9 protein-coding genes and 2 pseudogenes are annotated in these 13,403 nt (G+C 59.6%); 9 read left to right on the top strand and 2 right to left on the bottom strand.

Annotation, left to right across the window (positions count from 1 at the left end):
- Positions 1-44 precede the first annotated feature (44 nt).
- Both ACVWZM_RS22020 and ACVWZM_RS22025 read left to right on the top strand, forming a co-directional pair.
- Positions 45-344 (top strand): hypothetical protein, encoded by a 300-nt coding sequence (locus ACVWZM_RS22020; RefSeq protein ID WP_456854748.1) that lies wholly within the window; start codon positions 45-47, stop codon positions 342-344.
- Between the two features lie 1,821 nt (positions 345-2,165).
- The gene (locus tag ACVWZM_RS22025) at positions 2,166-3,512 is read left to right on the top strand and encodes an LLM class flavin-dependent oxidoreductase (protein WP_456854750.1); all 1,347 of its coding nucleotides are present in this window, start codon (positions 2,166-2,168) and stop codon (positions 3,510-3,512) included.
- A 147-nt stretch (positions 3,513-3,659) separates the two neighbouring features.
- Here the strand turns inward: ACVWZM_RS22025 and ACVWZM_RS22030 are convergent, their stop codons facing one another.
- Entirely contained in the window at positions 3,660-3,752 is a 93-nt protein-coding gene (locus ACVWZM_RS22030) for a hypothetical protein (RefSeq protein WP_456854752.1), read from the bottom strand.
- A gap of 88 nt (positions 3,753-3,840) precedes the next feature.
- Between ACVWZM_RS22030 and ACVWZM_RS22035 the strand changes: the two genes are divergently transcribed.
- Positions 3,841-4,110, top strand: a complete 270-nt coding sequence (locus ACVWZM_RS22035) for a hypothetical protein (RefSeq protein ID WP_456854753.1) — start codon at positions 3,841-3,843, stop codon at positions 4,108-4,110.
- Positions 4,111-4,884: 774 nt separating this feature from the next.
- Here the strand turns inward: ACVWZM_RS22035 and ACVWZM_RS22040 are convergent.
- The gene (locus tag ACVWZM_RS22040; protein ID WP_456854297.1) at positions 4,885-6,231 is read right to left on the bottom strand and encodes an IS5 family transposase; all 1,347 of its coding nucleotides are present in this window, start codon (positions 6,229-6,231) and stop codon (positions 4,885-4,887) included.
- 539 nt (positions 6,232-6,770) lie between these two features.
- On the opposite strand from ACVWZM_RS22040, the gene ACVWZM_RS22045 reads away from it, so the two are divergent.
- The 6 genes and pseudogenes from ACVWZM_RS22045 to ACVWZM_RS22070 form a co-directional block, all read left to right on the top strand.
- The gene (locus ACVWZM_RS22045) at positions 6,771-6,929 is read left to right on the top strand and encodes a hypothetical protein (protein WP_456854755.1); all 159 of its coding nucleotides are present in this window, start codon (positions 6,771-6,773) and stop codon (positions 6,927-6,929) included.
- A gap of 2,001 nt (positions 6,930-8,930) precedes the next feature.
- Positions 8,931-9,227: pseudogene (locus ACVWZM_RS22050) on the top strand (hybrid sensor histidine kinase/response regulator); the annotation flags it as partial.
- 108 nt (positions 9,228-9,335) lie between these two features.
- Positions 9,336-9,713, top strand: a complete 378-nt coding sequence (gene tnpA / locus ACVWZM_RS22055) for an IS66-like element accessory protein TnpA (protein ID WP_176937120.1) — start codon at positions 9,336-9,338, stop codon at positions 9,711-9,713.
- 23 nt (positions 9,714-9,736) lie between these two features.
- Positions 9,737-10,057, top strand: coding sequence for an IS66 family insertion sequence element accessory protein TnpB (gene tnpB / locus ACVWZM_RS22060; RefSeq protein ID WP_456816592.1), 321 nt, complete (start codon positions 9,737-9,739; stop codon positions 10,055-10,057).
- Positions 10,058-10,104: 47 nt separating this feature from the next.
- Positions 10,105-11,769: an IS66 family transposase gene (gene tnpC, locus ACVWZM_RS22065; RefSeq protein WP_057016788.1), complete on the top strand. Its 1,665-nt coding sequence runs from the start codon at positions 10,105-10,107 to the stop codon at positions 11,767-11,769.
- Positions 11,770-12,108: 339 nt separating this feature from the next.
- Positions 12,109-13,152, top strand: a pseudogene (locus ACVWZM_RS22070) (methylase); the annotation flags it as partial.
- Between the last annotated feature and the right edge of the window lie 251 nt (positions 13,153-13,403).

Here is a 13,403-nt window from a genome sequence, read left to right on the forward strand (position 1 = left end):
GGCACTTTGACAGTAGTCGCTTCGCTTCCAAGCAGATCGACTGTATGACGCAGCATTTACACAATCTGTTGTGTGCTGTGATGGCCGATGCGCAGCAGCCGGTGGGGCGCATCGGGCTGCTGTCGTCCGATCAGCGCACCTACCTCTTGGGGGAGCTGAACCGGACAGCGGCGCCTTATCCTTCGGACCGGTGTATCCATGAGCTGTTCGAGGCGCAAGTGCGCAAGACGCCGGATGCGGTAGCCGTGGTCCATGCTGACGCGCGCCATAAAATTTGGCGAGCTCAATACTCGAGCGAACGGGCTCGCGTATCATCTGATCGCGCTTGGGGTGAAGCCGGGTGACCGCGTTGCGATAGCGCTTGATTGAAGCATTGCTCTTGTTGTCGCACACCTGCCAGTTCTGAAAGCGGGCGGGGTCTATGTACCAATTGATCGGGACCTTCCAGCTGGGCGACAAAACTGGATTATGACCGACTGTGCTGTGCGCCTGGTCGCGCGTAAAGAAATCGGGCCTTGGAATACTACAATTCACCAAAAGCAAAACCCGCCACAGACCACCCTTCGTGGTCTGACTCTCATCCACCTTCGGCAAATATTACACGCCAACAGGTTCGACGATCGTGCACCGACCACGTCTGAGCAGATCGCCTTGCTTGCTTGTTGGGTCGTCACGAGGTTGAAATTGGCCGGACCATGCAGAAAAGGAAGATTCACGCCCTTTTCACCGTCCGTAGCCTCAGCTGCGATCAGTGAGAGGGCGAGGGCGCGCCAGCCCAGTTTCATCGGCTTCGCATAAGTCGAGGCGATCTTGGGCGTCCCGTCGGGTGAAAACTTCCAGGTGATGACGTACTCTTCGTGTGGTCGATTGTCGCGGTGCCTGGACCACGAAAAGAAAGCGTATTCGCTTCGGCCGGCTCCTCCAGCAGCGCCCCAGGTTCGGGGGACCAAGTGCGCTACTTTCGCGACCTTGGAAGTTTGTTCTACGCTTTCACCCGTTTTGTGCTCGCCAACTCGACTTGACTTGATGCAGGAGAGGGTTGTCGTTTGCGCGAACACTACAGCTTGTGGCGGTTAGGTCAGCCAGACAGAGCAGCAAGAAGCCCAGACAGAGCAACAGCGCGCGTTTTCCAACCATCTCCTGCTGCCCGTATCCATCCGTTCTGTCTCGAGGCCTTTCCTGAAGGAGGCCATAGTCACGCTGTTCACAGCGTTGAAAGTTAGCGGCAACGTGACGGAGGCGCCCACCGGTATCCGGTCGAGTAGACGCGGCCCCTGTCTATGTCACGCGCCGCTAACCTCAGTGGCCGGCCACGGCCATGCTTGAAGGAGGGAGGGCCCCCAGGCACGTCGAGGGCTTGCATTCTTCGTGCCAGCCGATGGTCAACTGTTCGCAACATGTTTGTGTTGGCCTTGTCACGCCGTTTTTCGCCAGAGTGGAGACATCGGCTGGAGCACTGGCGATGGCGCCGTCCGGCGATCCTCTCGGGGCATTAGCTGGACAAGGCAAAAACGAGCATTTGCACGTCATTCGGAGGCTTGACAGGGAATGTGCAGCGGGCCGCTCGAACATCGCGTTGCGAAGACGACCAATCGAACAGTTGGGAACACGACATGCGCAAAGAAGGTAGCGAGCGTTACCGGGATGCGGATCGGGCGAAACCGCTACACCATTGTTATTTTCGCTATCGCGCGCGACCGGAAGCCCTGCCTGCGGTGTGCCGAAAAACTTAGGCGAGATCCCAAATGGCTCGAGACAGCGCCGACTTCTTGAACTCGCGCCTTCCGCGGCTTATTGAAGGCTCTAATCTTGCCTCTCCCGTGAGAACCTCTTTCGAACGCCATGCTGCCCATGTTCTGCTGTATCTACGAGCCGGTGGCATATGGTGCGGCCATCCGGGACGAAGGCACTGGGAGCGCGGAGGTGCAGTCAGGACGATGCACACAATTGGCTGCGCGCTCGTCGCGCTCGGGGCGCGCTGATCGAGTTCGAGTTCGTCAGACGATAACGGCGCTCCGGCCTGACCCGGCCGGCGCGAGTAAGGCGGCCTTCTATTTCGTGACGAGCAAGTGCTGACGCTGGGCGTCTCGCGCTTATCCCTTCTTTAACCTCAGTAAATCGGGAGGGTGTTCAAAAACCGCGGCCTCCCTCGCCGGAGTATAGTCATGAGCAGCCAGACTGACCGACACATGCACCTCGCGGCCTTTTGCGGTCAGCCTGGCAATCACACTTCCTCCTGGCGCCACCCGCTGGCCGCGACCGCCTCGATACTTGAACCTTCCTTTTACCAGGAGATCGCGCAAATTGCGGAGCGTGGACTGTTTGACGTCGTGTTTCTTGCTGACATTCTGGCTTTGACCGAACCAAAATCAGCCGCTGGGGCACGAGAGGTTTTGCATGAGGTACCGTTCCGGATCGATCCCTTCGCAGTCCTGCCTATCATGGCAGCCGCAACTGAAAAGTTAGGTCTCGCAGCGACTGCCTCCACCTCCTATAACGAGCCGTTCAGCATCGCCCGCCGCTTCGCCGCGTTGGATCATCTTAGCCACGGGCGGATCGGCTGGAATGTAGTGACTACCGCAAGCCAGCCGGAAGCACGTAATTTCGGTCGGGAGACAAATCCCTCTCATGCAGCGCGCTACGCGCGAGCCACAGAATTCGTAGATGTGGTAAGAAAGCTCTGGGACAGCTGGCAGGATGACGCGCTGATAGGCGATAAGGCGAGCGGTGTTTATGCCGATCGAGCGAAGATCGCCACTGTCGACCATGCCGGCGAATATTTCAATGTCCGGGACCCGTTGAACTTGCCAAGGCCTCCACAAGGTCATCCCGTTCTTTTTCAGGCAGGAACTTCCGACGTCGGCAGGGATTTCGCAGCAAGAACGGCAGATGCCGTCTTCTTGGCGGCCCAAACCCGGGACGAGGCAGCAGAAGCGCGTGAAGCAATTCGTTCGCTATCCGAACGCAATGGACGCTCTGCGTCAGACATTCGGTTCCTACCAGGGGCGCTGATCTTCGTCGGCCCGACATCCGACGAAGCAAAGGAGAAACAAGCAACGCTCAACGATCTGCTGACGCCACACGCAGGCATGGCACTGCTCAGCGAGCTCCTGGATACCGACCTCTCGGAATTTCCTGCGAACGGACCGCTCCCCGAGCTCGACATCAACGCCGTCACAGGCATCAAGAGCCGCTATCAACTTCTCAGGGCGCTCGCAGATCGCGACGGTCTGACCTTGCGGCAGGTCGCCGAGAAGGTCGCGAGCGGAGCCGGGCACAGGATAGTGGTTGGCGATCCCGCGGAAGTGGTTGATCAGCTCGAAGATTGGTTCGTCGCCGGAGCGGTCGATGGCTATACGATCATGTCTCCGTATATGCCGCAGGGTCTGACCGATTTTGTCGATCTGGTCGTCCCGGAGCTACAAAAGCGCGGCCTATTTCGAACACAGTATCAAGGCCGGACGTTGAGAGATCATCTCGGCTTGAAGCGACCGGCTCACCCACTTCGATAAAGTGCGGTTGTTCACGATTGCCTCCGAACGCGGTTCCTCTGGATTGAGACGCCAAGTTCGATTTCGTCTTTGTTGATCGTCAGCGAGGTATCAACACAACAGCGAACAAAAGGTTTCAACCCGTTTCTTTCAAACGCGTTGTGCCGCTCAGAGGCTGCGTTCGAGCTTGATGTTGTACTCGCGGACTTTGCGATAGAGCGTCGGCTTTGAGACTTTCAAGACATCGGCGGCACGCGTCATGTTGAGTTCAATGCAACGAGTGTTCGTCGGACGATGTCCCGCTCATAATCCTTCAGCGGCCGCAACACGATTACACGATTATGCGACCATGACGCCCGGCCCCTGCGCCAAGGCATCTACCCCTGTGGCAGTCCTGTCGCATTTGTGGTTGTGCGACAATGCGATTTTACGATTCATCGTGAACGCGACTATGCGATTCTGCGATGATGGCAGGAAATCGACGTGGACACGCATCGGTGCCGCGTGGCCGAATGAAGACGGCAAGGGATTCAACATCGTGATCGCGCCGGGCGTTGCGGTCTCAGGAAGAATCATCTTGCGCGAGCCGAAGCCGCAGACCGACCGGGAGAGCGATTAGATGGTCGCTCCGATAGCCCGAAGACCAGCTTGTCCTGGAAGGTGCGATTGACGTCCGCGAGAGGCGGAATTCCGGCAGCGCTTTGCGGCCGCGCTCATCCTGTTTGCGAAATGCTAAGGCTCTCCGACCGGAGAGCCTTTTTGAGTTGAGCGTGCCCTGCGGGCCGGGCTCTAGGCTTCGCCCGGAGCCGGTCGTCTCCGCCCATTCGGGTCACGATCCCTCACGCAAGGTATATTGAACCCTTCGCCGGAGGCACTCGGTCACGCCTTTGCCTGCGGCATCGCTGTCACTAAGGCGCGCGCCGGGTGCCTTTTTAGACCGGTCTCAGGGCCGGAGAACGGTCCTCGCCTTGCTGCGGGCCATACTCCTTTTTTTCTTCGGCCCTGATCGACACGATGAAACTGTTCGAGGAATAATCCCGAATCCGGCATTTGCGTAGGTCTTCGTTCGGCGGCGTCGGAGTGGCTGCCGACTACCCGGTCATTAAATCTCTAATTAATCAACGTTTTTTGGCCGATCGTGGCTGAAAAGCTCTAGTTTCGCGCGGAATCGACGCTTACCTTCAAATTATGAGTCAGAGGCCGGTCGAAATGCCGAAATCACATCAATTGTTCGAGTAGCGACTCCACGCCTCGCGCTTCGTCGACGATGTGGGTAATTGAAAGCCTCAACGGAGGGATACTGTCCGAGCTTCATGCCGCCATAAGAACCGACAGAGCACGTCGGCACGGCGACTATTTTCAACCCTCGCGTAAGAGCCTTCCTAGTCGACCGTTAAGAAGCCGGATTGAGCTGAGCTGGGCAGTTGAGCGTGTGCCAGAGCGAGACCAACAATAGGCGCAAAAGTTCTCTGAACCAGGCGAGGATGCGACGGAAGTTGTGGCCGACGGCTGAGAGGACGACGTTGGCGGCATCGCCGGCGCGGCCCTTGAGGTAGCACCGGCCGAGGTGTCCTTCAGCCTTGAGGTGTCCGATGATGGGCTCGATGGCGGAGCGGCGGCGCAGCTCGCGCTTGATGGCGCCGAAGACACCGCGCTTCTGGCCGGAGATGAAGACGCGGCGGGGATTTTGCGCGTCGTGGCCGCGGTAGCCCTTGTCGACATAGGCCCGCTCGATCGCGCAGCCGGTGAGTGTCTCGGTGCGGTCCATAACGTCCCGCAACGTGTGACCGTCGTAAGGGTTGTCGGGCAGCGACCTGGCATGCAGCACGAACAGGCCGCCGGGGGCGCGGCGATTGTTGGTAACGATGGAGGCCTTCACGCCGAACTCGTAAGGTGCGGCGGCCTTGCCCTTGCCGATGCATTCCACCTCCGGGGCATGGAAGGAATAGAGCTTGAAGCCGCGCTGGCGCTGCTGCTGCGATCGGATCTGCGTGGCCCGACCAAGCGGAAGGGCGAACGCCTCCTCCAGCGTCGCCTGGCCTTCGATCTTGCGACGAATGTCGCGGATGATCCGACCCAGCCGGCTGCGCAGGATACGCAGCTGCCGCTGCTGCCGGTTGAACTGTTTGGCGTGAGCGTAACGGCCCGCCATCATCGCCGCGCTTTTTGCCACGCGACAATAGGATTGCCGCAGCCTGACCCCGTGCTTCCTCGCCAGACGGTTCAGCCCCCGGATCGCTGCATGCAGCAGTTTGGCGTCGGTCGGGAAGCTGATGGCCTTCGGTTGCACTGTGGTGTCGATCGTGACCCGCTTGAGGTCCTGGCTGCGTAACGCACCGGCCTCGTGCGCCACCCGAAGGCTCTCGGCCAACAACCGCTCCAGCTTGTCGCCGAGCCGCTTGCGCCAATGGCTCAGGTCCGAGCGCTCGTGCGGGAAAACGTGCTGGAAAAACTCTTCGCCGGTGAAGAGCTGGAAGTACGGATCGTGGACCCAGCGTTCGCACACCCCCTCATCGGACAGCCCGTAAATGTGCTTGAGCAACAGCAGCCCGATCATGAAGCGGGTCTCGATCCCAGGCCTGCCGCTCTCGCTGTAGAGCGGCGCGATCTCGCCGTCGATCCAGTCCCAGTCGATCTTGCCGGCAAGCAGAACGAGCTCGTGCTTCATGTTGATGATCTGGTCCAGCCGTGCCCGGAACAGATCGTTCGATCCCGTCGTCTTGTGCTTCTTCGGCCGCATCGTCCCTCCGATGCACCACAGAAGCACGGTTCACAGCAGAGAGGAATCCACAAAACGAATTTGCAAGGTTTGCGGCCATCAAGCCTCAAATCCCTGCAATCTCAAACGCCATCAAATCCCAAAAACAGATTCCCCCTCAATCGCTTACAGGCTTGTTCACAGCCGACTTCCTAAGTAGAAGGGGTCCCGAGCTGCGCAAACTTAGTCCACCTCAAGAATCATTTCGACTTCGACCGCGGCAAGGAAGCGCCGCCACGCCTAGCGAGGAGCGGGCATCTCTCCCAATTGATTCCCCGAACGCATCGACCATCAGGTCGGAATATCCATTGACCACCTTGGCTTGGTCAGCGAACTCATCGGCCGAGTTCACCATGCCGACCACCTGACTACGCGTTTCACCCGATCGAGGCTACCATGATCAGGCCGGCCTGCCGTGCAGCTTCATAGCCTTGTTCGACGGCCAGATCCCGGCCGAGATTACCCTTCGGCTCGCTTAAGACACTACCGGCCATGAACAAGAGATTGCCACTTGAACCGCGTTGACAAAGCTGTCGACCGTCGCCGCAGCAGCCGGCAGTGTGATGTTCTTCTCTCTCAAGCGCGCCTCCGCGCTCGACGAATTCGCTGCCTGCGCGCCCTCAAATGCGGAAGCTAAGATCACCAAACAAAAGGCGATATACCCGCAAATTCTTCATTAAGCGCTCCCGCACTTACCTATGAACGTGCATCTCTAAAGTGGCCCTACGAGCAGTGATACCGCAGTTTCGCGTCTGTTTCAAGCATGCCCAACTCATCGTTCGTGCGCTCCTCGCAACCAAATCATCTGCATCATTGATGAAGCAGACGCTCAGACGATCACGTATCCAGCAACGGTGTAAGAGCGATCAAAAACGCGACTTCCACCAGGTTTGGTCTACGTCCTCGTAAAGAAATCCCAGCCAGTCACTTCATGAAAGTGCCAGTCGGCCCCCACGTAGTACATCGTCCATCGAGTTGGAATCGTGTCACCCGCTATACGGCCATGCCAGATCGTCATTGTTCTGCAGGTCGGAGCTGTAGATGAGGTCCAATTGACGTAGAGGTATATTCTGTTCGCCGTAACGTTTCCCGCTGCAGGGTACGGATATCCCTGGCACGAAAATCCCGCCGCGCTATTCACATACGCTCCCGTGAAGTCTCCTGTTGGTGCGTCTAGCGTCGGTACCGAAAGCACGGAGCCCTCTGATTCACCTACGTAGAAGGGACTGGCAGCTGCGCGTGCGCCCGTAGCGATACGATGGCAAGGAGCAGCAACGCAAACAAGCGTGTCATCATAGTGTTCTCCTCGGCCGCTTCAATAAAGGCAGCTCGGTTATTGATCCGGCTCATGAAGAACTGGTGAGCTGCCCGAGTATCTCCCCCGGCGTTCCGCCCAACTCCGACAGGACTGATAGCGTGAGGCTTACAGTCATCCTCGCTCGCACGAGCTTGCCACTAACGATCGGTGGTCACCAAGCGTTAAATTTCAACAGAATTCACCGACGAGATCTGGTGGTTGACATGGCAAGTTCGCGATGTTTCAACTTGGTTGCCGGAGCCTTAGCTGCCATTAATTGCTAACGATGCTTGGGCATCATTACTGCGGGTGGATCACGCACGAACGCGACCACGTCCTTTGACCGCACTCACGAATGAATCTCGCCTTGGTGTCCCGCTCAGCTATATGGGGGTGTCCCGCTCGGCTATATGGGGCTCAATTGCGACCGCGAATCCAAAGTACTATGTCGCTCGATCCAATTACGCGTCTTGGATAGTATGGGTTTATCGTTCCAGCTAACATCGTAGTCAAACGTGCAGGAGGACTGTTCAGCAGTTCGCTAGCAAATTGTTTTGCGTCAGCCTCGCTCGGAAAAGTTCTGGTTTCTCGAATGGGATATCGATTTGGCCGCTTCGATTGATTAAAGGAAACATACCAAGTGTGTCGTAGCCATATCCGTTTCGTGCTCATCGGCCGATGATGACTTTATGTCCAAGAACCGACCGACGCATGCGATGTAGCCAAGTCGGTACAGCGTTTTCACTGACGATCGATAACCAACGAGGTCATAGCGCCACCACCCGGTCAGTTGCGATTATTAGTAGTGATTGTGTGCGACAATTGTAGGGATTTGAACCCGCACGTTCTTGTAGTTGACCAGCGCAGCGTTCTCTTGGCCGAATTTCGCTCTCGCAAACCGACTTATGCCGGTCGCAACGCTTGAACCGCGATTGAAAGGCAGGAGAGCCAAACTATGTCTCCATTAGAAGCAATCGCCCGTTGGCTAGAAGCCCAGGACCTGGATACGCAACTGGAGGTCGCCGCATTGCGACATTCCTGCTCTTCGGGGAACGTGCCGATCTTATACGTGGTACGCCGGACCAGCTCGAAACTCTTCAACGCTGGTTAACCGCCCCAAAGTTGGATTCGCGGGCCGCCGCAAGCCCGTGCTCTGACCTTCCGGGTTATCTTCGAGTACTTTGCGGAGGGTGGAATTGCAAACGACGGATGGAAGCTGAACGCGACGGCAAGTATGCGGCTGAGCGCAAGGCGCAAAGGAAGCTACAACTATTGCCGGCCCGAAAGGAGAACTGCTTTCGTGTTGCGAAATCTTGGAATGGCTTGGCTGCAACTTATTTAACACGCCGGGCTCTTATCGGAGCGCCGGCGATCCTCACAATGGTGGGCGCCGGCTTACAAACCGAAGCCGTTATCAAGGTCTTGCTTGCGCCGGCCTCGCTTGCAATTACGCTGGCGCTGCTGCTGATGCGGATCCTGGTACTGCCGACACGTATCCAACTAATGAAGCCTATGCGGCGCTTGAAGAGGAGGCGAAGCAGCGCCGCAGGGCCGAGGCCATGGTGAAGCGCTTCAGGAGATCGAGGCCCACGAGGCTCAGATCCGACAAGCGCAGAAGATGGAAGCTATCGGCCAGCTCACCGGCGGCGTCGCGCACGACTTCAACAACATCCTGTTTGTGTCCTTTGACGTATCCCTCCGTTGAGGGCCGCCTTGTTTGACGAACGCGATCGCTGCAGGTCCTAGGGGTAATCCTAGGAGAAGCGCTATGACGATTTCGAGGGCGGAGGTGATCACGTCGGTCGAGCGGCGGCGCCGCTGGTCGCAAGATGAGAAGGAACGGCTTGTTGCAGCGTCGCTGGAGCCCGGCGCCAATGTTTCCGAGGTGGCTCGCGTGGCCGGGCTTCATGTGAGCCAGCTGTTCAGGTGGCGCAAGGAGCTTTGCAGGCACGGCGAAGCGAGCATAGCGCCGTTTGTTCCGGTCGAGATTGGGTCGTCCGCGCCACCGCGGGAGGTGGCCGAAGCGCCGTTGACGACGACGACGCGTCGACGCAAGAGCCACGGCATCATCGAGATTGATCTTGGTACCGGGCACCGCATCCGGGTCGATGGCGACGTTGATGGAGACGCGCTACGTCGTGTTCTCGATGCTTTGGTCCGCCGATGATCCCAGTTCCCACGGGCGCGCGAGTGTGGCTCGCGACAGGCTACACGGACATGCGCCGAGGCTTTCCGTCGTTGGCACTCCAGGTGCAGGAGGTGCTGCGCAAGGACCCGCTCAGCGGTCATCTGTTCGTCTTCCGCGGTCGCCGAAGCGATCTTGTGAAGGTGATCTGGCACGATGGCCAGGGAGCATGCCTGTTCACCAAGAGACTCGAGAGAGGAAAGTTCGTCTGGCCATCGGTTGCGGGTGAAGCTGTGACGATCTCGCCGGCTCAGATGAGCTACCTGTTGTCCGGAATCGATTGGCGTAACCCTCAAGAAACCCATCGGCCGACGCGGGTCGGATAGCCGCTTTTACGATTTGAATCTGCTGCTCGATCTGATTCAATGGCTTCATGACATCGAAGCCGGACGATCTTCCTTCTGACCTCGCGAGCGCCTACCTTGCGCTGCTGGCCGAGCGAGAGATGTTGCAGGCTGAGCGCGATGTCGCCGTCGCGGATGCCGCCAGTGCGCGGGCGGAGCTGTCGGACAACGAAGCGCTGATCGCACATCTTGAGCTGCGGATCGAGAAGCTCAAGCGCGAACTGCACGGGCAGCGATCCGAGCGCTCGGCACGGCTGCTCGAGCAGTTGGAGTTGGAGCTCGAGGAACTCGTAACCACGGCGAGCGAGGATGAGCTTGCCGCTCAGGCGGCGGCGGCGAAGACGCAGAACGTCCGTCCCTTCACGCGTAAGCGGCCGGTGCGCAAGCCTTGGCCAGACGATATCGAACACGAGCGCGTCGTCGTTGAAGCTCCAACGACCTGCGCCTGCTGCGGTGGATCACGGCTGGCGAAGGTCGGCGAGGATGTGACCAAGACGCTGGAGGAGATCCCGCGCCGCTTCAAGGTCATAGAGACGGTACGCGAGAAGTTCACCTGCCGCGATTGCGAGACGATCAGTCAGGCGCCTGCGCCGTTCCATGCCACGCCGCGCGGCTTCATCGGTCCACAATTGCTGGCGACCATCCTGTTCGACAAGTTCGGCATGCATATCCCGCTCAACCGCCAAAGCGCGCGCTTCAAGAGCGAGAGGATCGACCTGTCGTTGTCGACGCTGGCGGACCAGGTCGGCCACGGGACCTTCGCGGTCATGCCGCTCTTCCACCTGATCGAACGCCATGTGCTCGCTGCCGAGCGCCTTCATGGCGATGACACTACCATCCGGATCCTGGCGAAGGGCAAGTGCACGACCGGACGGATCTGGACGTATGTACGGGATGATCGGCCCTTTGCCGGGCCTGCGCCGCCTGCGGCGGTCTATTACGCCTCGGGTGACCGACGAGGCGAGCATCCCCAGAAGCATCTGGCCGCCTTCGCCGGCATCCTGCAAGCCGATTGCTACAACGGCTTCGAGCCGCTGTTCGATCCGCAGAAGAAGACACTACCAATTACGCCGGCGTATTGCTTTGCCCATGCCCGGCGAGGCTTCTTCGAGCTGGCTGACATCGAGAAAAATGCTCGGGAGGGCAAGAAGGGTAAACCGGTCTCCCCGATCGCACTGGAGGCGGTCAAGCGGCTGGACGCGTTGTTCGAGATCGAGCGCGCCATCAACGGCTGTGACGCTGACGACCGGCGCGCCGTCCGCCAGGAACAGAGCAAGCCGCTTCTCGACGACATGCACGCCTGGCTGCTGCGCGAGCGCGAAACCCTCTCGCGCTCGTCCGAGGTCCTGAAGCCGATCAACTACATGCTCAGGCGCTGGGAGGGCTTCGCCCGCTTCCTCGACGACGGCAGGATCTGCTTGACCAACAATTGCGCTGAACGCGCATTGAGAGGCATCGCCTTGGGACGGCGCAACTGGACCTTCGCCGGCAGCCAGCGTGGGGCCAACCGTGCCGCCATCATGCTGACGATGATCACGACGTGTCGTCTCAATGACGTCGATCCAAAGGCCTGGCTTGCCGACGTCCTCACCCGTATCGCCGATCTTCCCACTTCGCGTCTGCACGAACTGCTGCCCTGGGAATGGAAGCTTCTGCGCCAGGCTGCAGAGCCCTCCGATCAGCGGGCCGCCTGATCTTCACCCAACGCCATCATAGCGCTCTCGAGACCCGCGCGCATGCGTCAATCGGGCGGCCCTCGTCGTGTGCGTACCCTTTGACATTCTTCTATGTCCTAGCACAATTGCCTCACCTCGCGGAAGCGGTCGCCGACGCTGACGACGGCCAAGCCTAACCATCTTGGCAGTTGGGTTATTGGCGAACGCTCTATGCGCGGCGCGCCGCCCGGCGGGGCGCGCTGTTTCTCATGTCGGGCACCGCCTTGATGCTGAGAGGGAGAGGTCGGCCGGAACGAGTCTGAGCCGGCGCGGTCCGAGAGAGAGCGCCGGCCTACTCGCCCGTTCCCGCTCTAGCCGATCTCGCCCGTTCCCGAGGGCGCCAGCATCATAATCGCTGCTGCTAAGCAGCTCCTGCCGTATCTCGAACGTGGCCGACGCATCGAAAGCGCTATCTTGCGCGCCCGCAATGGAAGCGGCCTTCGGCGCATCCCGATGCGAGGGCGCCTGGAATTGGAAGATGGCCTATGACGCTTGCGAGGTCCCATCGTCCTGCCTCTGCGCAAATCCGGAAAGGCGCTTTTCCGTAAAGCCGGCTCTGCGGCTTCACAACTTTCCGCTTTGGGCAAGATCGCAGGCCTTCTACCGACCCACACGCGCCGCAATGCCGAGAGCGAGACTTTCCAGCAGTTCTCGACGCCGATCCCGCTCGGCCTGGCTGCTCTGACCGCGGCCGCGATTACGGCAGCGGATCGCGTGCTGGGGGCCGTCCGCAGGCACCGGGCTGCTCGTCATCCTCGCCGAGATCGCCGGCGGCTCGGCTGAACGAATTGGCCGAGACCCGGGCCAGGTTGCTCTCTTCCCTCGTTCCGGCCATTTCCGTCACGCGCTTCGATGCGGTCCAAATCGACGATCGATCCCGCCATCGTGCCGAGGGTCGTGCTGATGAACCCGCCGTTTTCGGCGATGCCGAGCGTCTCCCGCCGCGTGGCCGACACTGCGTACCGCCACATCGCCTCAGCGCTTGCCCGTCTTGCTGACGGCGGCCCGCTGGTCAAGTTCCCCGGCGCAAACTTCTCAGCCGAAGCCCGGCCTGGCGCGGCGCATTCGCCCGATTGCACGAACGCGGCCGCATGGTGTTCACCGCCGCGATCGCCGGTGCGGTCTACGTATCAAGCACGGCACCACGATCGAGACGCGCCCCACCGTCATCGACAAGGTGCCCGTCGATGACCCGCGGGCGTTCCCAGATCCGCCGGGAATGGCGCCCGACGTTGTGACTCTGCTCCGCTGAACCACGTTCCACCTCACCTGAGTATTGCATCAACCGGCGCGCTTCCCATGTCAGCGTCGCCGGCGCCGCACACCGCGCGTAGCTATCTCGCACGGGCGGCCGCGCAGTCGGCTAGCCTCGCTCGCCATCGTAGCGGCTGCGATATTCGTGCAATGAATTCGGTTACCCTGTTCGATGGCGCCGGAATTGCAGAGGCCTGCTAGCGCATAGGCAGTGCCTGCGGAGCGCAGCAAGATGGATGGTTGGATAGTGACAGTCGCTCTTTTCAAGAAAGATAGCGACGACGACGAAGAATATAGGCACGTAACATACGTGGTAGCCGTCGCTGACCCCTCAGAAGCGGTGAGGAGGACCGTAGCAG

The sequence above is a fragment of the Bradyrhizobium sp. USDA 4501 genome, assembly GCF_054062115.1.